General features: G+C 71.0%; 17 protein-coding genes. 14 read left to right on the forward strand and 3 right to left on the reverse strand.

Annotated elements, in window-relative coordinates; translation table 11 throughout:
• Positions 1 to 49 precede the first annotated feature (49 nt).
• Entirely contained in the window at positions 50 to 1621 is a 1572-nt protein-coding gene (locus tag ACZ4S3_RS23150) for an amidohydrolase family protein (protein WP_467937125.1), read from the reverse strand.
• Between the two features lie 425 nt (positions 1622 to 2046).
• Here ACZ4S3_RS23150 and ACZ4S3_RS23155 point away from each other — a divergent pair, with 425 nt between their 5' ends.
• From ACZ4S3_RS23155 to ACZ4S3_RS23180, 6 genes are all read left to right on the forward strand, one after another.
• On the forward strand, positions 2047 to 3021 hold the full coding sequence (locus tag ACZ4S3_RS23155; RefSeq protein ID WP_467937127.1) for an ATP-grasp domain-containing protein: 975 nt from the start codon (positions 2047 to 2049) through the stop codon (positions 3019 to 3021).
• Positions 3021 to 3908 (forward strand): ATP-grasp domain-containing protein, encoded by an 888-nt coding sequence (locus ACZ4S3_RS23160; RefSeq protein WP_467937129.1) that lies wholly within the window; start codon positions 3021 to 3023, stop codon positions 3906 to 3908. The genes ACZ4S3_RS23155 and ACZ4S3_RS23160 overlap by 1 nt, the downstream gene beginning before the upstream one ends.
• An 80-nt stretch (positions 3909 to 3988) precedes the next feature.
• Entirely contained in the window at positions 3989 to 6223 is a 2235-nt protein-coding gene (locus ACZ4S3_RS23165) for a family 2 encapsulin nanocompartment cargo protein terpene cyclase (RefSeq protein WP_467937131.1), read from the forward strand.
• 187 nt (positions 6224 to 6410) lie between these two features.
• The gene (locus tag ACZ4S3_RS23170) at positions 6411 to 6809 is read left to right on the forward strand and encodes a nuclear transport factor 2 family protein (RefSeq protein ID WP_467937133.1); all 399 of its coding nucleotides are present in this window, start codon (positions 6411 to 6413) and stop codon (positions 6807 to 6809) included.
• Positions 6810 to 6843: 34 nt separating this feature from the next.
• Positions 6844 to 7434 carry a hypothetical protein gene (locus ACZ4S3_RS23175; RefSeq protein ID WP_467937135.1) on the forward strand — a complete coding sequence of 197 codons (591 nt, stop codon included), beginning with the start codon at positions 6844 to 6846 and terminating at the stop codon, positions 7432 to 7434.
• 127 nt (positions 7435 to 7561) lie between these two features.
• Complete coding sequence (locus ACZ4S3_RS23180; protein WP_467937137.1) at positions 7562 to 8956, forward strand: FAD-binding oxidoreductase; 1395 nt, start codon at positions 7562 to 7564, stop codon at positions 8954 to 8956.
• A gap of 32 nt (positions 8957 to 8988) precedes the next feature.
• Here the strand turns inward: ACZ4S3_RS23180 and ACZ4S3_RS23185 are convergent, their stop codons facing one another.
• Positions 8989 to 9624, reverse strand: coding sequence for a hypothetical protein (locus ACZ4S3_RS23185; RefSeq protein ID WP_467937139.1), 636 nt, complete (start codon positions 9622 to 9624; stop codon positions 8989 to 8991).
• A 211-nt stretch (positions 9625 to 9835) separates the two neighbouring features.
• Between ACZ4S3_RS23185 and ACZ4S3_RS23190 the strand changes: the two genes are divergently transcribed.
• The 6 genes from ACZ4S3_RS23190 (at position 9836) to ACZ4S3_RS23215 (ending at position 17126) form a co-directional block, all read left to right on the forward strand.
• The gene (locus tag ACZ4S3_RS23190) at positions 9836 to 10162 is read left to right on the forward strand and encodes a hypothetical protein (protein WP_467937141.1); all 327 of its coding nucleotides are present in this window, start codon (positions 9836 to 9838) and stop codon (positions 10160 to 10162) included.
• Positions 10162 to 11442: a putative T7SS-secreted protein gene (locus tag ACZ4S3_RS23195; RefSeq protein ID WP_467937142.1), complete on the forward strand. Its 1281-nt coding sequence runs from the start codon at positions 10162 to 10164 to the stop codon at positions 11440 to 11442. The genes ACZ4S3_RS23190 and ACZ4S3_RS23195 overlap by 1 nt, the downstream gene beginning before the upstream one ends.
• Positions 11443 to 11462: 20 nt before the next feature.
• Positions 11463 to 12140: a hypothetical protein gene (locus tag ACZ4S3_RS23200; RefSeq protein ID WP_467937144.1), complete on the forward strand. Its 678-nt coding sequence runs from the start codon at positions 11463 to 11465 to the stop codon at positions 12138 to 12140.
• Positions 12137 to 12778, forward strand: a complete 642-nt coding sequence (locus ACZ4S3_RS23205; protein WP_467937146.1) for a hypothetical protein — start codon at positions 12137 to 12139, stop codon at positions 12776 to 12778. Before ACZ4S3_RS23200 ends, ACZ4S3_RS23205 begins: the two co-directional genes overlap by 4 nt.
• 85 nt (positions 12779 to 12863) lie before the next feature.
• Positions 12864 to 14501 (forward strand): PucR family transcriptional regulator, encoded by a 1638-nt coding sequence (locus tag ACZ4S3_RS23210; protein WP_467937148.1) that lies wholly within the window; start codon positions 12864 to 12866, stop codon positions 14499 to 14501.
• A gap of 102 nt (positions 14502 to 14603) precedes the next feature.
• Positions 14604 to 17126, forward strand: a complete 2523-nt coding sequence (locus ACZ4S3_RS23215; RefSeq protein ID WP_467937567.1) for a SpoIIE family protein phosphatase — start codon at positions 14604 to 14606, stop codon at positions 17124 to 17126.
• Here the strand turns inward: ACZ4S3_RS23215 and ACZ4S3_RS23220 are convergent.
• Positions 17059 to 18561 (reverse strand): NAD-binding protein, encoded by a 1503-nt coding sequence (locus ACZ4S3_RS23220; protein WP_467937150.1) that lies wholly within the window; start codon positions 18559 to 18561, stop codon positions 17059 to 17061. The genes ACZ4S3_RS23215 and ACZ4S3_RS23220 overlap by 68 nt on opposite strands.
• 550 nt (positions 18562 to 19111) lie before the next feature.
• Between ACZ4S3_RS23220 and ACZ4S3_RS23225 the strand changes: the two genes are divergently transcribed.
• Positions 19112 to 20581: an amino acid permease gene (locus tag ACZ4S3_RS23225; protein WP_467937152.1), complete on the forward strand. Its 1470-nt coding sequence runs from the start codon at positions 19112 to 19114 to the stop codon at positions 20579 to 20581.
• A gap of 108 nt (positions 20582 to 20689) precedes the next feature.
• Complete coding sequence (locus ACZ4S3_RS23230) at positions 20690 to 21649, forward strand: hypothetical protein (protein ID WP_467937154.1); 960 nt, start codon at positions 20690 to 20692, stop codon at positions 21647 to 21649.
• Positions 21650 to 21948: the final 299 nt, after the last annotated feature.

Consider the following 21948-nt stretch of genomic DNA (forward strand, 5'->3'; position numbering starts at 1 on the left):
ACCGGCCACCGTCCGGGTCCTGGCCCCCGGCCTCGGCCCCCGCCCCCGGCTATCTCGGTTCGACGCGCTGGAGTTCGGCCTTGCTTACGACCTCGGGCCCCACCGTCGCCGCCCGCTCCACCAGCGCGCGGGCGTCCCAGTCGGGGGGCCAGCCCTCCCACAGCCGCAGCCGGCCGTTGACCACGACCGCGGTGATCAGGTCGCGGTTGGCCAGGCGGACGAGTTCCCACTGCAGGTCGTAGGAGGGCGTGAGCTCCGGGACGTTGATGTCCACGACGAGGAAGTCGGCGGCCTTGCCCACGGCGATCTCGCCGGTGACGCGGCCCAGCCCGAGCGCGTCGGCGCTGCGCGACGTCGCATGCTCCAGCCACAGCCGCCCGGCCCCGCACACCGAGTCCCCGGTGGCCATTCCGCTGGTCAGCCGCTGCGCCGACTCCGCGGCGTCGAGCAGCCGGAAGCCGTCGCCGCGGGTGCCGTCGGTGCCCATCCCGAACCGCACGCCCAGCGCGGCCAGCATGGTGGCCTGGGTGACGGCGTTGCCCTTCCAGGCGCTGGCCACGGGGTTGTAGCTGATCGCCGCCCCGGAGTCGGCCAGCATGCGCATCTCGGCGGGGGTGAGCAAGGTGGCGTGCGCGCCGAGCGTGTGCGGTCCGAGCGCGCCGATGTGGTGCAGATGGTCGACCGGGCGGCGGCCCAGGCTCTTCAACGAGCGTTCCACCGAGGCGAGATGTTCATTGACATGGATCTGGAGGATCGCGCCGGCCTCGGCGCAGAGGTCCACGGTGTGCTTGATGACGGCATCCGGTGCGTCCTCGGGCACGGCGATGGCCAGCGACGGATGGATCAGAGGGTGGGCGTCCCACCGCCCCAGGTGCGCGGGCCCGCCCTTCCCGTCGGAGACGATTTTGGACAGGACACAGCGGATACCGGCTTCCTCGGTGCCCTTCGCCAGCGCCGCCACATCGACCGGAGCGCGGGTTCCGGCGTCGGCGACGGTGGTGAAGCCGCCACGCAGCGCTTCCAGGGCAGCCAGCTTTGCCGAGAGATAGGCGCTTTCCTCGTCCAGCGCATGCTCCAGCGGCTCCCAGATCGTCTTGAAGATCTCCGAAGGCTGCCCGAAGGACTGGGCCTTGCCGAAACTCTGGGTGAGGTGGTGGTGGGCGTCGACGAACCCCGGCATGAGCAGATGGCCGTCCAGGCGCACCGGGTGCAGACCGTGATGCGCGGCCATCAGCTTCTTCGCGGGGCCGATCGCGTGGAATTTCCCGCCTTTGACGAGGACGGCCTGGCCCCGGACCGGTCCCTCCGGGAGGAGCAGCAGCTCGGGTACGAGGAGCTGCTCGGTGCCGTCGAAGTGGCCGGGGCGCAGGGCGTTCTTCTGCCCTGCCGCTGTGGTGGTGGCCGTGGCCGTGGGAGTTGCCGTTGCCTCCTGCGCCGTTGTCGCCTGTGCCGTGCCGCTGGTCATCGCCGCGCCGAGGAGTCCTCCGGCGCTGGTCAGGCCCATCTTTACGAGGAAGCCGCGCCGTCCGACGCCGTCCTGGCCGTCGTCCCGGGGTACCGCCTGCTCCTGGTGCCGCTCCTGTTGCTCACACTGCTGCCGGTCCTGCTCTTCGTTCGCCAACCCGCTCGCCTGCTTCCTCGCTCCGACACGTAGATCCCGCTGAGCACGTACGTCCTCGGGCGTCGGTAGCCGGGCAGCGGCGGGGTGGGCCGCGCACGTGTCGACGCCGGAAAGCACCCGTGTACGAGGTCAGCCGCGCCGGGTGGCCCGACCTTAGGACCCGGCCAGAAGCGGAACAAGGCTTCCGACATGCGGGATTCACGAGGTCGGGAGGCGGGTGGCGAAGCCCCCGGCCGGGGCCGGCAAAGCCCAGCTCATGGCGCGCGTACCGGATCCGGGCGGTGGCGTAACTTCGCCGAAACACCGCCGGGCGCCCCTGGCGGCCGGATCCGGGCCACAGCCCGGTGCCCAAGAGACGCATGGGATCCTGGTGCGTCATGTGGCGATCACGACGGCTTTGAACACGACGCTTTGAAGGTGTACCGATGAAACTCTGCTTCCTGGTGGAGGAGCAGTACCGCCACGACGGCATGCCGCTGGACGTGATCCGCCAACTCAGCGCCTGGGACCACCAGGTGGACGTGATGTGGCCGGGCCGGTCGCTGATCCGGATATCGGAGGCGATACAGGCGGGCAGCCATGACGCCTGGGTCCTCAAGACCGTCTCCGGCGGCCCCGGCCTGACCCTTCTGGAAGCCGCCGCCACCGTCGGCCTGACGACGGTGAACGACGCGCGGGCGATACGGGGAGTGCGCGACAAGGCGCTCGCCGCGGTGATCGCGCGGGGCAGCGGGCTGCCGGTCCCGGTGACCTATGTGGCGTCCCGGCCCGAGGAGTTCGCCGAGATACCCGAGGCGGAATACCCGCTGGTGGTCAAGCCCGCCGACGGCAGCTCCGGGCGCGCCGTACGCCTGGTTGCGACGCCGGACCGGCTGCTGGAGCCGGGCTTCGAGGCGGCCGGCGACGGGCTGCTCATCGCCCAGCCGTACGTCCCCAACTCCGGTACCGATCTGAAGGTGTACAGCGTCGCCGGCGACCTCTACGCGACCGAGCGCTGCTCCCCCCTGCACCCGGCGCACACCGTCCGCGAACGCCAGGTCCCGCTCACGCCCGAAGTCGCCCGGATCACCGCCGAGATCGGTGAGGTCTTCGGGCTGGATCTGTACGGGGCGGACATTCTGCTCGGGCCGGACGGCCCGGTGGTCGTCGATGTCAATGACTTCCCGAGCTTTCGTCAGGTGCCGGATGCCGTGGCCAAGGTGGGCGAGGCGGTGCTGCGGCTCGCGCGTACGGGAGGCCGTACCCAGGGAAATGCGGGGGCTCGTACGGGACTTCCTGCCGGAGTTCCGGCGGGTGCGGCGGCGGTCGGCGAACAGGCCGCCGCCGGGCGCGCTCCCCTTGCCCGGCCCCAGGTGGTGCCGGCCAAGACCCGCTCCGCGGCAGCGGTGGGCGGCGCGTGATGAGGATCTGTCTGGTGACGGCGGACCCCGAGCACCCGTTGCTGGCGGCCGCCACCGAAGTGCTGGCACCCCGCCACCAGGTCGAATTCCTGGATCCGGCGGAAGCTTCCTGGACCCGCCCGGCCGGACCGGTCCACGCCTCCGCCGCCGGGCTCGCCGATGTCTACCTGCTCAAGGCGCGTACGCCACGGGCGCTGGCCCTGGCCGCCCTCCTGGAGGAGCGCGGTGCGAGGGTCATCAACTCCTCGGCGGCCACCGCCCGTTGCCAGGACCGGGTCGAGATGGCGGAGCTGGCCCGGGGCGCCGGCCTGCCGTTCGCGGCGACCACATATGTGCCGACGCTCGCCGCGCTGGCCGCGGACGGCGGACCGGCCACCCCCTTGGTGATCAAAAGTCGCCACAGCCGCCGGCATGACCTGGTGGCCCGCGCCGACGGTGCCGCTCAGCTGCACGCACTGGCCGCCGAATGGGCCGACGAGCCGGTGGTGGTCCAGGAGTTCACCGCGAACAGCGGCTGGGACCACAAGCTGTGGGTGATCGACGGCCGGCTCTTCGCCGCGCGGCGCCGCTCGGAACTGGCGCCGGAAGGGCGCGGGCCGACGCTGCCGCTGCCGGTGCGCGACCTGCCCGCGGCCTGGACCGAACCGGCGCTGCGGGTCGGCGAGGTCTTCGGGCTGGAGGTCTACGGCGTGGACATCCTCGACGCCGGCGGCGGCGCACCGCTCATCGTGGACATCAACGCCTTCCCCGGAATCCGCGGCCAGGAGGGCGCACCGGAGGCGCTGGCGGAACTGGCGCTGCGGGCGACCGTCCGCAAACCCGTACGGGAACACCTACCAAAGGCCCGCGCTTCCTTTACCAACAACCCGCCCATTCCCGCAAGTTGAGCCGATGCAAAGCCTAGTCCGCGCGCTCCCCGGGTAGTGCTCTGCCGTTGCAGTGCACCGATGGGGAGAGGGCAACAGTAATGACACAGCCATTCGAATTGCCGCACTTCTATACGCCGTATCCGGCGCGGCTGAACCCGCATCTGGAAGAGGCCCGGCGGCATTCGAAGGAATGGGCCCGGAGCATGGAAATGCTGGAGGGGTCGAATATCTGGGAGGAAAGCGATCTCGATGCGCACGACTACGCCCTGTTGTGCGCCTATACCCACCCGGACTGCTCCGAGCAGGCGCTCTCCCTCGTCACCGACTGGTATGTCTGGGTCTTCTTCTTCGACGACCACTTCCTGGAGAAGTTCAAACGCACGCTGGACCGGGAGGGCGGCAAGGAATACCTCGACCGGCTGCCGGCCTTCATGCCGATGGACCTGGCCACGCCCGTACCCGAGCCGACCAATCCCGTAGAGGCGGGGCTCGCCGATCTGTGGGCGCGCACCGTGCCGGCCATGTCGATGGAGTGGCGGGCGCGTTTCCGGGAAAGCACCGAGCATCTCCTCAACGAATCGCTGTGGGAACTGTCCAACATCAACATTCACCGGGTTCCCAATCCCGTCGAGTACATCGAAATGCGCCGCAAGGTGGGCGGAGCCCCGTGGTCCGCCGGTCTGGTGGAGTACGCGACCGGGGCCGAAGTCCCCGCCGCCGTCGCCGATTCGCGGCCGCTGCGGGTTCTCAAGGACACCTTCTCCGACGGCGTGCACCTGCGGAACGACCTCTTCTCCTACCAGCGGGAGACCGAGGACGAAGGCGAGCTGAGCAATGGTGTGCTGGTCCTGGAGACATTCCTGGACTGCACGACGCAAGAGGCCGCGGAAGCCGTCAACGACCTGATCACGTCCCGTCTCCAGCAATTCGAGAACACGGTCTTCGAGGAACTCCCGGTCCTCTTCGCGGACAAGGGGCTCGCCCCGCACGCCTGCGCGGACGTCCTCGCCTACGCCAAGGGGCTCCAGGACTGGCAGTCCGGCGGCCACGAATGGCATCTGCGCTCCAGCCGCTATATGAACGGCGGCGGGGCGGGGGCCGCCGGCAGTACCTCCTGGTCGCCCTTCACCCTCGGCGGGCTCGGCACCACCGCCGCGGACCTGAAGGCCGCCCTCGCCGTCTCCGAGACGCAGCGGGTACGCCGCTACACCCACATCCCGCACCAGAAGGTCGGCCCCTCGCGGATCCCCGACCTCTACATGCCGTTCACCACCACCCTCAGCCCCCACCTGGACGCCGCCCGCCGCAACTGCATCTCCTGGGCGCACCGGATGGGCCTGCTCCAGCCGCAGCCCGGAGTGCCGCTCTCCGACATCTGGGACGAGCGCACCCTCGCCGGATTCGATTTCCCCCTGTGCGCGGCGGGCCTCGACCCGGACGCCACCCCGGAGGAACTCGACCTGAGTTCCCAGTGGCTGACCTGGGGCACGTACGGGGACGACTACTACCCCGCGGTCTTCGGCCGGACCCGCGACCTGGCCGCGGCCAAGGCGACCAACGCGCGGCTGTCGGCCCAGATGCCCGTCGACTCCTCGACGCCGGTGCCGGAGCCGGCCACCGCGATGGAACGTTCCCTGGCCGACCTGTGGGCCCGCACGGCGGGTCCGATGACGCCGGAAGCGCGCCGCACTTTCCGCGCCGCCGTCGACACGATGATTGCCAGCTGGCTCTGGGAGCTGGACAACCAGGCGCAGAATCGTATCCCCGATCCCGTCGACTACATCGAGATGCGCCGGGCGACCTTCGGCTCCGATCTGACGATGGCCCTCTGCCGTATCGGCCACGGCCGGACGATCCCGCCCGAGATCTTCCGCACCGGGACCCTGCGCTCCCTGGAGGACTCCGCCGCCGACTACGCGATGCTGCTCAACGACGTCTTCTCGTACCAGAAGGAGATCGAGTACGAGGGCGAGGTCCACAACGGCATCCTCGTCGTGCAGAACTTCTTCGACTGCGACTATCCGACCGCCCTGGCGATCATCAACGACCTGATGACGTCCCGTATGCGGGAATTCCAGCACGTCGCCGCCAACGAACTCCCGGTCGTCTGCGACGACTTCAACCTCTCGCCCGAAGGCCGCGCGGCCCTGGACGACTACGTCCGGGAGCTGGAGAACTGGCTGTCGGGCATCCTCACCTGGCACCGCGACTGCTACCGCTATCGCGAGTCCGACCTGCGGTATCCAGCGGGATCCCCGGCCCGCCTCGGGGCGCCGTCCGGGCTGGGGACGGCGGCGGCGCGGATCCTCGAGGCGATCACCGCGGCCGGGTAGGCGGAGGCTCGCCCTCGGGCCCGCCTTGTCGCCACGCAAGGGCGGGCCCGGGTCGGAACTCGTGCGTCCAGTACGGCTGGTGGAGGATCAGAGGGTGGATCCGATGGGGGGCGGGTGGCGGAATAGATCGTCTCCGGGCGGCGCTGACATGCGTGAACCATCACTTATGCGCCTGTGAGGAACGCTGATGAGCGATACCCGGACCGTCGTCGAAGAGTTCTACCGCCGACTCGGCAACGGCGAAATCGACGCGCTGGCCGAGCTGTTCGCGGAGACCATCGAGTGGGACATCTACGGTGCCAAGGAGGTGCCCTGGGTGGGGCGGCGCACCACGCGCGCCGAGGCCGCCGAGTTCTTCGGGTCGCTGCCCGAGCACCTCCAGCTGGAGGACTTCACGATCTCGCGCTTCGTCGTCGACGGCGCCGACGCCGTGGCGCTCGGCCGGATGCGCCACATGGTCAAGGCAACGGGCAAGACCTTCGCCTCCCCCTTCGCCTTTCATCTCACCGTCGAGAACGGCAAGATCACCCGCTACATCACCTTCGAGGACAGCCTCGCACTGGCACGCGCGTTCGACGCGGCCTGACCTGCAGTGATGTACGTGACCTACGGAGATCCGCATGCTTGACGACCGCTTGGCGCAGTTCTCCCGTGAACGGCTGGGCGGACGCCCGATACCGGATGATCTGAAGGCCCTGCTGAGGGCGCAGTGGGAGGGACGCACGGAGTTCCCCGGGGAGTGGGGCATCACGTTTCTGGAGCCGGGAGAGACCGACCCGCTGCGCGACCACAGCTACCTCAACGAGCGGGAGCGCGCCGACCCCGAGATGGCGGCCGTCTGCGCGGGTTTCGACCGGATGACCCAGTACCTCAAGGTCTTCGCCAAAGGCGAGGACGGCGACTACTACGGGTACTGGGTGCATCCGGACGAGCCGGCGGATCAGCCGGCGCCGGTCGTGCATGTCGACACGGAGGCCTCCTTCCGGGTCTTGCGCGGAAGCGGCTTCCTCGAGGCATGTCTGGACGCCAACGTCCATGACAGCGACGAGATGTTCGCGGAATGGGCCGAACGGCTCGCCGGACTGGGGCTGCCGGTCACCGCCCGCTCGTCCGCCGACCTGCACGAACCGGAGATCCTCCGCGAACCCGAGCAGGTGTGCGATGAGCTCCGCGAGGCCGAGCGTGCGGAGCGCGGGCTGCATCTGCGGTAGGGAGGCGGCCCCAGAATTGCGCGGCCCGGCGACCGGCGGGACGCTGGATGGAGCAGCCCTGTGGGGCTCTGCCGAAGCCTGGGCGGGTTGCGGTCGGTAGCGGCGCCTCGTCGAGGAGTAGTGCGGCATGGACGGCACCACTGTGGAAGAGATGCGGACCGCACTGCGCGGCCCGGTCATCGGCCCTCAGGACCAGGACTATCCCGAGGCCCGCACGATCTACAACGCGATGATCCACCGGCGCCCGGCCGCCGTGGTGCGGTGTTCGGACGCGGCGGATGTCATGGCGGCCATCGGCTTCATCCGTGACCGCGGCCTGGAAGCGGCCGTACACGGCGGCGGGCACAGCGGCGCCGGCCTGTGCGTCCAGGACGACGCCGTCACGTTGGATCTGGCGCCGATCCGCTGGGTACGCGTCGATCCCCGGGCGAGGACGGCACGGGTGGGCGGCGGCAGCCTGCTCGGCGATGTCGATCACGCCACGCACGCCTTCGGCCTGGCCCTTCCCTCCGGCATCGTGTCCACGACGGGTGTCGGGGGCCTGACCCTCGGCGGCGGGCACGGTTATCTCACCCGCAAATACGGCCTGACGGTGGACAGCCTGGTGGGTGCGGATGTCGTACTGGCCGACGGCAGCTTCGTGACGGCGAGTGCGACCGAGCACCCGGATCTGTTCTGGGCGCTGCGCGGCGGCGGCGGGAATTTCGGGGTGGTGACGTCATTCAACTTCCAGTTGCGGCCCGTGCACACGGTGGGCGTGGGGGTGACCCTGTGGCCCGTCGACCAGACCCGCGAGGTGCTGGAGTGGTACCGCGACGTCATCCCCCAGGCTCCCGAGGACCTGAGCGGATTCTTCGCCCTGCTGACGGTGCCGCCCGCGCCGCCGTTCCCGGAAGAGATCCACGGGCACAAGATGTGCGGCGTGGTGTGGTGCTGGACGGGGGACCTGGCTGCGGTGGAGACCGCGCTCGCGGCGCCGGACGGGCCCGGCGCGCCGACCTTCCACTTCGCGGTGCCGATGCCGTATCCGGCGCTGCAGACCATGTTCGACGAGCTGCTGCCGCCCGGACTGCAGTGGTACTGGCGCGGCGCGTTCTTCGACCGGATCACGGACGAGGCCATCGGCGTACACCTCAAGTACGGCGAGAACCTCCCCACCGACCTGTCGACGATGCACCTTTACCCGGTCGACGGCGCCGCGGCCCGGGTCGGCAAGGACGACACCGCCTGGGCCTACCGGGACGCCCTGTGGTCCGGCGTCATCGCGGGGATCGACCCCGACCCGGACAACGCGGAGACCATCAAACAGTGGTCGGTCGACTATTGCGAGGAGCTGCATCCGCATTCGATGGGCGGGGCGTATGTGAACTTCATGGGGACGGGGGAGGGGCAGGACCGGGTCAGGGCCACCTACCGGGACCATTACGACCGGCTGGCGGGTGTGAAGCGGATGTATGACCCGGACAACTTCTTCCACGCGAATCAGAACGTGGCGCCGGCGCCTGCCCCGGCGGGCCGGTGAACGGCCCGAAAGCCCGAAGGTGATCCGGGCCGCTAGGGCCTGCGCTTGACCTCCATGAGGCCGGTGCCGTCCGGGAGGGCGAGGACGCCGTGCGCCAAGTCGCCGGCGTACCAGGCGCCCTGCTCCATGGCCGGGGACCAGTGGCGCCGGTGGACGGGGTTGCGGGCGGATGCCACCTGGGCGCCGTCGTGTGCCTTGCGGATCGTGACGCCGCCGGCCGGCTCGTTCCCGTCGGCGCCCAGCCGCAGCTCAACGGCCACGCCGGTCGAGTCCGTGGTGCCGGACCGCCGCGCCCCGGGGATCGGCCGCCACGGTTCGGTCCGCAGTACGCCGCGGATACGGGCCAGGCAGCGCAGCGAGCCGAGGCGGAGATAGAGGATGCAGAGGTAGGAGAGGAACAGCAGGGCGCCGAGCCCGCCGACCAGGTTCTTCCCGGTGCGGGGGGCGAGGTCGAGCGTGCCGAGCAGGCTGACGCCGACGAACAGCGCCACCCACAGGACGGTCCACAGGGTCAGGCTCCCTCGCACCCGGCGGCGCGCCGCCGTCCAGGCGGCGTGGGTCGCCGGGTGGTCGAACGCGGCCTCGCCCGGCGCGAGTTGGGGCCGGGCCTGCTTGGCCGCCTCGCGCTGGGCCCGCTCCCGGGCAGCCTGAATCCGGGCGTCGTCCACGGGGTCCTCCTCGCCTGCGGCGCCGCCTCGGACCTCGTCAGGCGCCGGTCTTGTTCTGCATTCGGACACCGCCAGTTCCCCAAGGGGCAAGCGCCATCCCGGCCTTTACTCATATATTAAACTGCCGCCGATCGGCACCGGACGGGAATGTCTGTTCTGTCCTGCATGTGTCGCTAAATTCGCTTCGCTTGACACCACGAAGGGTCATTTCATGGGGGATCATTTCAAGACTGATACGGATCAGTTGGACAGATTCGTCAAGTCGCTGCAGGACTCACTCAAAGAGCTGGACGAGGCGCGCAATGCGCTGTCGCACGTCCGTGCCGATCAGATCGGGACGGGGAAGCTCGACGAGGCGTGTGACACCTTCCAGGAGAAGTGGAAATACGGGTCCGAGCAGTTGAAGGAAATGATCAGCACCATCAGCGAGGGCGTAAAGGCGAACAAGCTGAGCTACGAAGCGCTTGAGGAGAACCTCTCGAAGGCCCTCAACCAGATGGAGAAGACGGCGACTTCGGCCGGCGGGGGGCAGAACTGATGGCTGACAATCCGTACCCCGATCTCGGGTGGAATCCGGTCCCGGGAATTCCGGGCGAGGTCTCCGCGCTGCAGCGCAAGGTGCAGGCCGCCGCGACCGCGCTGGGCAACTCCCACCGTCAGATCGAGCGGCTCCTCGGTGAGAGCAGTCACTGGGAGGGGGACGCGGCGGACGCGTTCCGGGACGCCCTCGACGGCGAACTCCCGACGTATATGAAGAACGCCGCGCACTCGCTGGAGAAGGCCGCCGGCTGGCTGGGCAAATGGGACAGCGATCTCATCTCGCACCGCGACCTGGCGAAGAAGTACGACGAGGAGGCGGCCCGGAAGAAAGAGGCCGCCGACAAGGCCAAAACGAGCCGTGACCAGGCCAGTCAGAACCCGGATCTCAAACTCGGCGGCAAGGAATACCCCAGCCAGGCGGAGGCCGACGCCGCGACGGCCCGGCTGCGCGCCGCCGAGCGTTCGCTGAACGAGGCGACCACCCACCTCGACAACGCCAACACCGCCTACCAGGACGTCATCAAGAAGGCGCGGGAGCTGGACGGCGACCACACCCACCGCGCCGACGAGATAGCCGGCAAGCTCGACGAGGCCGACGACAAGCTGGCCCCGAAGGAGCCGGGGTGGTTCAGCAAAACCCTCGACGCCATCGGCGAGGGCATCAAGGCGGCCGTCGACTTCCTGGTGGAGCACGCCGGAACGATCGGCGCCATCGCCGGTCTGCTGGCACTCTTCCCGACGCCGCTGGCTCCGCTCTTCGCCGGAATCGCGGTGGCGGCCAGCGCGGTGTCCATGGGGAAAAACCTCTCGAGCGAGGACTTCCGGGACTCGTTGACCGGCAAATACGGCTGGAAGGAAGGCCTGACCGCATGGGCGTCCGTCGGCGGTGACGCCCTGGGCATGGTGCCCGGCGTCGGCGCCCTGGCCCGCGCGGGCAGCGAGGCGGGCCTCGCGGCGGCGGTCGCCAGGGAAGGCGGCGAGGCCCTGTCGGCCGGTTCCAAACTCGGGACCTTCGCCAAGGAAGTGGTGCCCGCGTTCTCGTACAAGGCGCTGGATGTCGCCACGAGCGCCAAGACCTGGGACTTCGCCGTGAACGGCGTCAACGTGGCGGCGAACATGGCGTCGTCGCTGGAAAGCCTCAACGTCATCCCGGACGACGGTTACGGGCACGACGCCGCCGAAGGCACCAAGGCGGCCGCGGCCTCGACGGGTATCACGGGCGCGGCCACCGAAATCGCGGCCGATATCGGCGAACTGGTGAGGGGTATCCGGCTGTGAACGACCGGTTTGATGTTGCGGTGGCCGAGCCCAAGCCGCTCTTTTGGTACGGACTTCCGCACGGGTACCAGCAATTGGATCTCGACCCGTCACTCGAGGGACTCGACGCGGTCGCGGAGCAGATTCGGGAGCTGCCCGAGGAATTCCGTGACCGTGCCGACCAGGTGTTCCGGCTCTATGCCGTCGTCCTGATGAAGATGCGCAAGCACGAGGTGCTGGGCTGTGCGCTCGGGGTGCACCCGGACGACAACGGCGACGCCTCGATATCCGTCATCACGGTCTCCAGCCTCCCGATGCCGGGCGTGAACCCCAAGGTCGTGCTCACCAAGATGCTGGCCGATTCCACCGGCACCGGGCCCGACGAGGGCATCCGGCCGGTGGAACTGCCCATCGGCACCGGCTTCCTGGTCCAGTCGGAGCGCAAGACCGTGGCGCCGGGCCTGCCCCCCGAGGGCCAGGAAGAGCCCCTGGAGGGCACGATCTGGCAGGGACTGGTGGCGGTCCCGGACACCGCCTCGTCGTCGGTCATCACCGTGCAGCTGGTGACCGGGTCGGTGGAACTCGCCGCCGACTACCGCGAGGTGCTGCTCGGCACCGCCCGTACGCTCTCGTTCACCGATCCGGCCGCGGTCGAAGAGGAGTCCGATTCCGGGGCGGGCCACGGCTCCACGGAAACGGTGCGGAGCGTCTTCGGGTGACGTCGGGAGACGGCGACCGGGCCGGGGCCGGGGCCGCTGCGCCCCGGACCCGGGTTCCGTACCCGACCGACGGCACCGACGTCCGGGGCGCGGTGAAATACCACTACGCCCTGGCGCTGAAGCGGCTCGCGAAGTACCTCGTCCTCTTCGTGCCGGTATTCGTCCTGGCGATCGCCTCGGGGCTGGGATATCTGCTGCCGCTGGCGATCGTGGCGCTCATCGGGGCCCTGGTCACGGTGATCATGTTCTGGTCGTCCGTCTCCTGGCTGCGTAAATGCTCCCGGGTTTTTCGCGCCTATCCGCTCGTGTTCCGGCGGCCGGACGAGATGGTGCGGCGCGAGCGGGACCGCCTGCGGTTCCTGGTCGGCTTCGGCGACGACGGCACGGACGGGCCCGCCACGCTGCTGGCGATGAATGTGATGCCGCGCGGCGGCCGGCCGCACAGCATCGCGGGCGGCCTCTGGTTCGCCGGTGACGAGGCGTTCGGGGGCGCGGCCCTGGTGGCCGGCACCGGCGAGCTGCTGTTCCTGCAGCCCGAGCCGTGGGATCTGAGCGATGGACTGCGGGCGAACGCCGGGGCGGAGCGCCTCGCGCGGGCGGCGCGCGCCGGCCTCAAGAGGCGCCACCCGCTGCGGTAACCGCCCCGCTCCGGCAGCGGCGGTCGCGGTGTGCCCGGCGGATAGCATCAGTAGCAGGTCACCGACCCCACCGAAGGCGCCGATCATGGATCCAGCTGCCGAGGCATCGCCACCCCGCACCGGCATCACCCTGCGTCAGCTCCTGATGTCGCTGGGGGAACCCCTGGTGGAGCTCCAGGCCGCGCCCGCCGGGCTGGATGTGGAGATCCGCAGCGTGGCGCTCCTGGATCCCGAGGATCCGCCGCTCGCCCCGCCCGGTGCGCTGGTCCTCGCGATAGGCGCCCGTGGTCGCGCCGCCTTCCCGGCGCTGCGGGCCGGCGGGCGGGACGGGGCCGCCGCCATCGCGGTCAAGCTGGACGTTCCCGGGCAGGCCGCAGCCCTGAGGGAGTGCGCCGTCGAGGCGGGGGTCGCGCTGCTGTCCGTACGGGGGGAAGCGCGCTGGGAACAGGTCGACGCGCTGGCCCGTGCGGCGCTCGAGGAAGTGCCGTCGGGGCGCAACGGGGAGGCCGGTGAGGAGGGGGATCTCTTCGCGCTGGCGCAGACCACCGCCGTCCTCACCGGGGGCATCGTCAGCATCGAGGACACCGCCCACCGCGTGCTGGCCTACTCCCGCTCCACCGACTCCGACGAGGTCGATGACCTGCGGCGGCTGTCCATCCTGGGCTGGCAGGGACCGGAGGCGTATCTGGCGCAGCTGCGGAAGTGGGGCGTCTTCCAGCGGCTGCGCGCCTCGGACGAGGTGATCCCCATCGACAGCCATCCCGAGCTGGGCATCCGCCGCCGGCTCGCGGTGGCCATCCGGTCCGGGGAGCGGCAGCTGGGCACCATCTGGGTGCAGGAAGGCGCGGCGGTGCTGAGCGAGCACGCGGACCAGGCGCTGCTGGGCGCCGCCCGGGTCGCCGCGCTCCATCTCGTACGCCGCCGCCGGGAGCTCTCCGCCGATCTGACGCTGACCCGGACCCTGGCGGCCGGCCTCCTGGAGGGCAGCACCGGCCCGCAGCCCCTGGCGTCCCACCTGGGCCTGGACACCGCCCGTCCGGCGGCCGTGCTGGGCTTCTCCTACGGGGCCGCCGAGGCGACCGCGTCCGCCTCCGAGCTGACCCGGTCCGAGGTCAGCAACCTCATCTCGGTGCACACCGCCGCCCGGCACCGCAGCGCCCTGGTCACCCAGGTCGATGCGCGGATCTACGTACTGCTGCCGCAACTGCCGCGCAGTATCGACCTGGGCACGCTGCGCGGCTGGGGCCAGGAGATCAGCGAGGCCGCGCGCCGCCACCTGGGGCTGGCGCTGCGCGGTTCGGTCGGCTGCATCGTGCCGGGGCTCGGGGACGTCCCGGAGTCGCGCCGGGAGGCGGACCGGATTCTTGACGCCATGGTGCGGGTCGGCGTCCCGACCACGGTCGCCGCGCTGCCCGACATCCAGGCGGAGGTGCTGGTCAGCGAACTGCTGGCGCTGCTGTCCGCGCACCCCGACATGCGCGACCCGCGGCTGACCGCCCTGGTGCGCCACGACAGCCGCAGCCAGGGGCAGCTGGCCCAGTCCGTCCTCGCCTATCTGAACTCCTTCGGGGACGTCCGGGCCGCCGCCGCCGGGCTGCATGTGCACCCCAATACGCTGCGCTACCGGATCCGCCGGGCCGAGAAGCTGACCGGGCTGGATCTGAGCCGGCCGGACCAGCGGCTGCTGGCGATGCTGCAGCTGAGGCTGCCGCCGGCGGTCTGACCCGTCGCGGGGTCCCGCCCGTACCCCGTTTGAGCCTTCTAGAATGGGCGATATGCCTCATTGGGCGGCTTTTGGGCTGACGGGGTGGGTGACGGGCTGGCGATGATGACCTCGAAGAACGTCCCGCCGGGCGGCGGCGCTCCGGCATGCGACGTGGCAAAGGCGGCCACGGCCGAACTGGACGCGCGGGGGCGGGTCGTCTCCTGGACCCGGGCGGCGGAGCGGCTGCTCGGATACCCGGCCGGGGAGATCCTCCACCACTCCGCGGCGGAGCTGCTGGCGATGCCCGAGGAGACGGCGCGGGTGGCCGCCGTCGCCCAGTGGTGCCGGGCGGGGGACGGCTGGGGCGGCTCGGTCGCCGCCCGCCACCGGGACGGCCGTCAGGTGCAGCTGGCCGTGCAGGTCACGGCCGTCGTCGACGGGGCGGACGGCAGGGCTGGGGCGGACGGTATGGACGGTACGGGCCGCCAACGGTGGTCGGTCCTCGCCCTGGAGGAGTGGCGGCTGCCCGGCGGCGGGGTCAACCAGCTGATGCTGGAGCCGTTTTTGGCACATGCGCCGGTCGGCATGGCCGTCCTGGGCATCGACCTGCGCTACGTCTGGGTCAACGACGTACTGGGGCGGCTGATCCCCCTGGAACGGCGGCTGGGGCACACCGTCGAGGAGGTCCTGCCGAAGCTGGAGGCCGAGGCGTTCGAGGAGCGGATGCAGCGGGTCCTGCGGACCGGGTCCCCGGTGATGGACTACGAGTTCCGCAGCCCCACCTACGCCGACCCCAGCCAGGAGCGCGCCTACTCCGCCTCCTTCTTCGTCCTGGAGGACGTCCAGCGCCGGCGCATCGGCATCTGGTACATGGTCATCGACGTCACCGAACGCTGGCGCGCCCAGGAACGCCTGGCCCTGCTCAACGACGCCAGCGCCCGGATCGGCAGCACCCTCGACGTCACCCGGACCGCCCAGGAACTGGCCGATGTCGCAGTACCGCCGCTCGCCGACTTCGTCGCCGTGGACCTGCTGGACTCGGTCATCAGGGGCGAGGAGCCGGCACCGGGGCCGGTGTCCACCACGCCCACCATGCGCCGCTCCGGGCAGCAGTCCGTCCACGAAGGCTGCCCGGAGGCGGGGCCGGCCCTCGGGGAGACCGTCCAGCGCGCCCCCTCCTCCCTCATCGCCCGCTGCCTGCTCGAGGGCGAGTCCATGGTGGAGCCGATCCTGGACCTGAAGAACAGCTCCTGGGTCGCCGAGACCCCGGAACGGGCGGCGATCATCCGCGCCTTCGGATACCGCTCGGTGATGGTGGCGCCCATCCGGGCCCGCGGCATCACCCTGGGCGCGGCGACCTTCGTCCGCTCGCGCCGGCTGGGCCCGTTCGTGGCGGACGACGTACGGCTCGCCGAGGAACTCGTCGCCCGCGCCGCGGTCTGCGTCGACAACGCGCGCCGCTACACCCGCGAGCGCACCGCGGCCCGGGTCATGCAGCGCAATCTGCTGCCGCACGAACTGACCGGCGGCTCCGCCCTGGAAGTGGCGTCCTGGTACTACCCGGCGGACGCCCCGAGCGGGGTCGGCGGCGACTGGTTCGACGTGATTCCGCTCTCCGGCGCCCGGGTCGCCCTGGTCGTCGGGGACGTCGTCGGACACGGCATCAACGCCGCGGCCACCATGGGCCGGCTGCGCACTGCCGTCCGTACCCTCGCCAACCTGGACCTGCCGCCCGATGAACTGCTGGCCCGGCTGGACGACCTGGTCATCGGCCTGGTGGAGACGCGCAGCGCGGATGCGGCGGTGGAGGCGGAGAACGCGAGCGTGGCCGCCACGTTCATGGGCGCCACCTGCCTGATCGCCGTGTACGACCCGGTCAGCAGGAAGTGCACCATGGCCCGCGCCGGCCACCTCCCGCCCGCGATCACCGGCCCCGACGGCACGGTGGACTTCCCGGACCTGCCCGCCGGACCGCCATTGGGCCTCGGGGCGATGCCCTTCGAATCCGTCGAGCTGGAGCTGGCCGAGGGCAGCCTGCTCACGCTCTTCACCAACGGCCTCATCGAGGCCTGCGACCGGGACATCGGCGTCGGACTGTCCCGGCTGCGCAACGCCCTCACGGAACCCGGAGCGACGCTCAAGGAGACCGGCGGGAAGGTGGTCAAGGCCCTGCTGGCCGGCCCGCCGTCCGACGACGCGGCGCTGCTCCTGGCCCGTACCCGCGCGCTCGGCACCCACCAGGTCGCCTCCTGGGACCTGCCCTCCGACCCGGCCGTCGTCGCCAGCGCCCGTACCCTCGCCGACCGGCAGCTGACGGCATGGGGCATGGACGATCTGCTGTTCCCCACGGAACTGATCGTCAGCGAACTGGTCACCAACGCCATCCGCCACGCCTCCGGGCCCCTCACCCTGCGGCTGATCCGGCAGGACGTGCTGATCTGCGAGGTGTTCGACGCCTCCAGCACGTCCCCGCGGCTGCGCCACGCCCGGACCACCGATGAGGGCGGGCGCGGGCTGTTCATCGTGGCGCAGCTGTCGCGGCGGTGGGGGACGCGGTACACGCCGACGGGGAAGATCATCTGGACCGAGCAGAATGCGGCTCCGGACGGGCCGGCGGACGGTTCCTCGGTCGCGGCGGTGTGAGCGTGCAGGGGCAGGGAGACGCGGGGCGCACATGGCCGCAGCCGTCCCCGGTGGGTACCGGCCGGCCCACCAGCCCGCCGCCGTCGGCCACTTGGACGTAGTCGCAGTCGGCGTCGGCCACCACGCGCCGCGGCGGGGCGCCCGCCGGGTGCCCGGCCAGATGGGCGGTCACATACGCCGCGCTGGTCCGCGTGATGTCCCGGGTCAGCCCCAGCGGAAGCAGCGACCGCGTCTCGGCGGTCGCCTCGTCCTCACCGGCCCGCAGGACCACCCGGACGTCCGGCGCCACGCCGTGGGCGGCGACCGCGACGGCGATGTTGTCCAGCTCATGGGAGCCCACCGCGGCCAGCGCGCGGGCGCGCGGGAGGCCGAGCCGGGCGAGCACCTCACGGTCCTCGCCGTGCGCCAGCACCACGGGTATCCCCATCGACCGCGCCAGCCGCAGATTCGGCGCGGCCGGCTCACGCTCCACCCCGATGACGGGAACCCCCAGCTGACGCAGGGTCTGGCACAGCCGCAGCCCCACCTGGCCCAGGCCCACGACGATGACATGCCCGGCGCGGGGAAGCACCCGCGGCCCCAGCACGCCCACCAGCCGCGGCCCGATCAGCCGGTCGACGATGCCCGCCGTCAGCAGCGCGCTGAACCCCACCGTCACCAGCATCGCGACGCCCGACACCACCTCGTACACGGGATGGCCGGCGTGCGGTACGGCCGGTCCGACCCCGGCCACGACCCGGGCGGCCTCCAGGAACGCGGTGCCGGCCGGCCGGTGGAGGACGCCGACCAGCCACAGCCAGTCCAGGCCCAGGACGGCCACGATGCCCAGCAGCCCGATGAGCAGCAGCCGGGCGTCCGCGTCGTGCGGCTGCAACTGCCCGCGCAGCCGCCCCAGTACGGCCCGCCGCCGCGCCGCCGCACCCGCCCGCCACGGCGTCTGCACCAGCCGCCCCGCCCGCCGCCGGACCGCCACGGCGCCGTGCCCGTCGTCCCATACGGCCAGTACGTCCGGGTCCGGGTCCACGCACAGCCCGGCCAGCGTCGGCGCCAGAAGGTCGGCGGGCGAGACCGGCACACAGTGCCGCAGCAGCGAACGGAGCTGCTGCGCCACGGTGCGGTCGAAGACGGTGACGACGATCCGTACGGTGGCGCAGACATGCCGTACGGCGAGGGCGTAGCGCAGGGCGGACAGGTCCTCGCCCACCAGGACGGCGACGCCGGACGGCCGCGCGGCCAGCGCCTGGCGCAGGTCCTGGTCGTCGGGGGCGGGGAGGTGGTCCACCCGGTGTCCGCTCCCGGAGAGGGCGGCGCAGACGCGGCGGGCGAGGATGGTCGCGCCGATCACCAGTACCGGCCCGCCGAATTCCCCCGGACATTCCCCGCCGGATTCCCGGCCCGTGCGCTGTTCTGATTCCCGGTCACATTCACCCGGCATTTCGCTCCCTGTTCCGCCGTTGTCGCGCACCGCTGCTGAAGTGGGTGATGTAGCGGGAATCACGCTAGGGCGCGGGCGGGCCCGGACTTCTGTCCGTACGGCCAAGGCTCCACAGGCGGCGTTGTCCGCCGCGACCAGCGGCGCTGTGGCCTCGGGCGGCGATGGCGGGGCCCGTCGTGCGGGGATCTGCATTGGCCGACCGCACAGCTATCGGGGGCGAATTTGTCGGGCCGCACAAATACGCCGTTGCGGATCGCCGCATACGCTTGCGCAAATCCAATCCGGACGTGATGCGGCTCACCTCTCACGAGGAGGCCGGGCACTAGCGTGGCGCGCGGTCGGCGCTTCCCCACCCACGCAGGCATCACAGACCGCGGCCCTTTCGTTGCCGCGGTCGGCACGCGTCAGGGCCATGATCGCCACCTGTCCACACCGGCCCTCGCACGTCCCGGTACGAGAACGGCCACCGAGAACCCCGATCGAGCAGCTGCTGAGGCGCTCCCTGCCATCACCCCGTGCATGACCCCTCCAACCCTCAATGGATGTTGCGATGACTACACCTCCCTCCAGCCCCGTGGCCGCGCCGCCCGCACCCCCCGGTGACGGCCAGGCCCCTGGACAGTCAGGTCTGCACTCGGGCCTCAAGAACCGCCATCTGTCCATGATCGCCGTGGGCGGGGTCATCGGCGCCGGACTCTTCGTCGGCTCGGCCTCCGGCATCAAGGCGGCCGGCCCCGGCATCCTGCTCTCGTACGCCCTGGTCGGCGCGCTGGTCGTCTTCGTGATGCGGATGCTCGGCGAGATGGCCGCGGCCAACCCGACGTCCGGCTCCTTCTCCGCCTACGCGGACCGGGCGCTCGGCCGCTGGGCCGGCTTCTCCATCGGCTGGCTGTACTGGTTCTTCTGGGTCGTGGTGCTCGCCGTGGAGGCGACCGCCGGTGCGGCCATCCTCACCAGCTGGGTCCCGGCCGTCCCGCAGTGGGCCTGGGCCTTGATCGTGATGATCGTCCTGACCGCCACCAACCTCGCCTCGGTCGCCTCCTTCGGCGAATTCGAGTTCTGGTTCGCGGGCATCAAGGTCGTCGCCATCGCGGCCTTCATCGTCCTCGGCGGCCTCGCGATCTTCGGCGTCCTGCCCGGCTCCGACCACGCGGCCACCGGCTTCAGCAACCTCACCGCGCACGGCGGCTTCCTGCCGAACGGGCCCAGCACGATCCTCACCGGCGTCCTGATGGTCGTCTTCTCCTTCATGGGCAGCGAGATCGTCACCCTCGCCGCCGGTGAGTCCGAGGACCCGCAGCGCGCGGTCACCAAGGCCACCAAGAGCGTCATCTGGCGGGTCGGCATCTTCTACCTGGGCTCGATCCTCGTCGTGGTCTCGCTCCTGCCCTGGAACGACCCGTCGATCGCCAAGAAGGGCTCGTACGTCGCCGCCCTCGACACCATCGGCATCCCGCACGCCGGCCAGATCATGAACGTCATCGTGCTGACCGCCGTGCTCTCCTGCCTCAACTCCGGCCTCTACACCGCCTCCCGGATGGCCTTCTCCCTCGGCCGGCGCGGCGACGCACCCAAGGCCTTCGCCCGTACGAACTCCCGGGGCGTCCCGCAGGCCGCGATCCTGGCCTCCGTTCTCTTCGGCTTCATCGCGGTCGGCTTCAACTACCTCTGGCCGGACACGGTCTTCGCGTTCCTGCTGAACTCCTCGGGCGCGGTCGCGCTCTTCGTCTGGCTGGTCATCTGCTTCTCGCAGCTGCGGATGCGCGGCATCATCCTGCGCGAGAACCCGGAGAAGCTCGTCGTACGGATGTGGCTCTTCCCGTATCTGACCTGGGCGACCATCGCGATGATCTCGTTCGTGCTGGTCTACATGCTCACCGACGACAGCGAGGGCGGCGGCCGGATCCAGGTGCTGCTGTCGCTGCTCCTGGCAGTCCTGGTGGTCGCCATCTCCCTCGTCCGCGACCGTCTCGGCCGCAAGGGGGACACCGCCGAGAAGGCGGCCGTCACATCTCGTTAGCCTCACGTGCTGTACGGGCGGCGGCGTGCATGACACGCTGCCGCCCGTACAGCGCATCCTGAACCCCTACCGCCGCATACGTCCCACCATCGGAAGGCCGCCGAAGACATGCCCGCCTTCAGACGCCGCCGCAAAGGCAGCCTTCCCCGTCTGCTCCCCGAACTCGACGACCTCGCGCTGGGCAAGGTCCGCAAGCGCGTCGAGACCTGCTGGGCCCGCGGTTCACTCGACACCGCCGTCATGGCCCTGCTCGAGAACGTGATCAACGAGGCCGGCCAGGACTGGGACCGCAAGGCCCACCGCCTCAAGGTGCTCGCCGGGGCCGCGGGCCGCTCGCTGCCCGGCATCTGGCGGCAGCACAGTCCGCAGGATCCGGGGGCGCTGCTGCTCCACGCCTGGTCGGACCTCTTCCAGGCCCAGCAGCAGGACTCCGTCGGCGACCTGAGCAACGTACGTGAGGCCTGCCGGCGCGCCGCCGACCTGCTCCCCGCCGACCCCACACCCTGGACCCTCCACCTGGCCTCGCTGCGCCTGGAGCGCCGCCCCACCCGCGAACTGTCGCCGGTCTGGCGCGAGATCAAGGCCCGCGACCCCTGGAACCGGGAGGCCCACCTCCAGGCCCTGCGCTATCTGTCACCGGAGGAATGCGGCTCCAGCGTCCTGGTCCTGGACCTGCTCGACGGCCTGCGCGCCGCGATGCCGCCCGACGCCCCCACCGCCGGCATGGAACTCACCGCCATCGTCCGCAACCACCAGCGCGCCGTCGCCGTCGGCGGTTTGATGGCCCTCGGCGCCGCGGAGATCTGGCGCCGGCCCGATGTGGCCAAGGCCCTCGACCAGGCGTCCCGCGACTGGCCGACCCCGGGGTTCCTCACCCACGCGGCGGCGGCGGCCGATCTCAACCTGCTGGCCTACGCCTTGCTCAAGTCCACCCGGACCGCCGAGGCGGCCACCGCGCTGCGCGCCACGGGAGGCCTGGCAACTCCCTGGCCGTGGAGTGCGGACGGGGACCCCTTGGAGCGGTTCTCGCACTTCTACGAGCGGCACAGCGAGGGCAGTTCCGGCTGAGGCCAGGACGCGACCTCGATCTGACGTGAGGTCAAGCCTGTGCCGGCGGCACCCCGGCCGGCCCCTCCCGACGCTTACCGGGAGGGAGGCCGGCCCGCCCAAGTCGCGGCGCCGCCGACCGAGTTCCCTTCGTGACGGGATCAACTGCCGCACGAAACAAAGCCGTTGAGCCGATCGCTCCTGCCGCTCCGGCCCGCCGGGGTTCGAGCGAGCCCGTCATCGGGGGGGGGCGCGGCGTACCGCTGCCTCCGGCCGGTGTGTGGCCTCGGCGCGGCGGGGCGCTGAATCCGGAGCGTATG

The organism is Streptomyces sp. NPDC028368 (assembly GCF_055565615.1).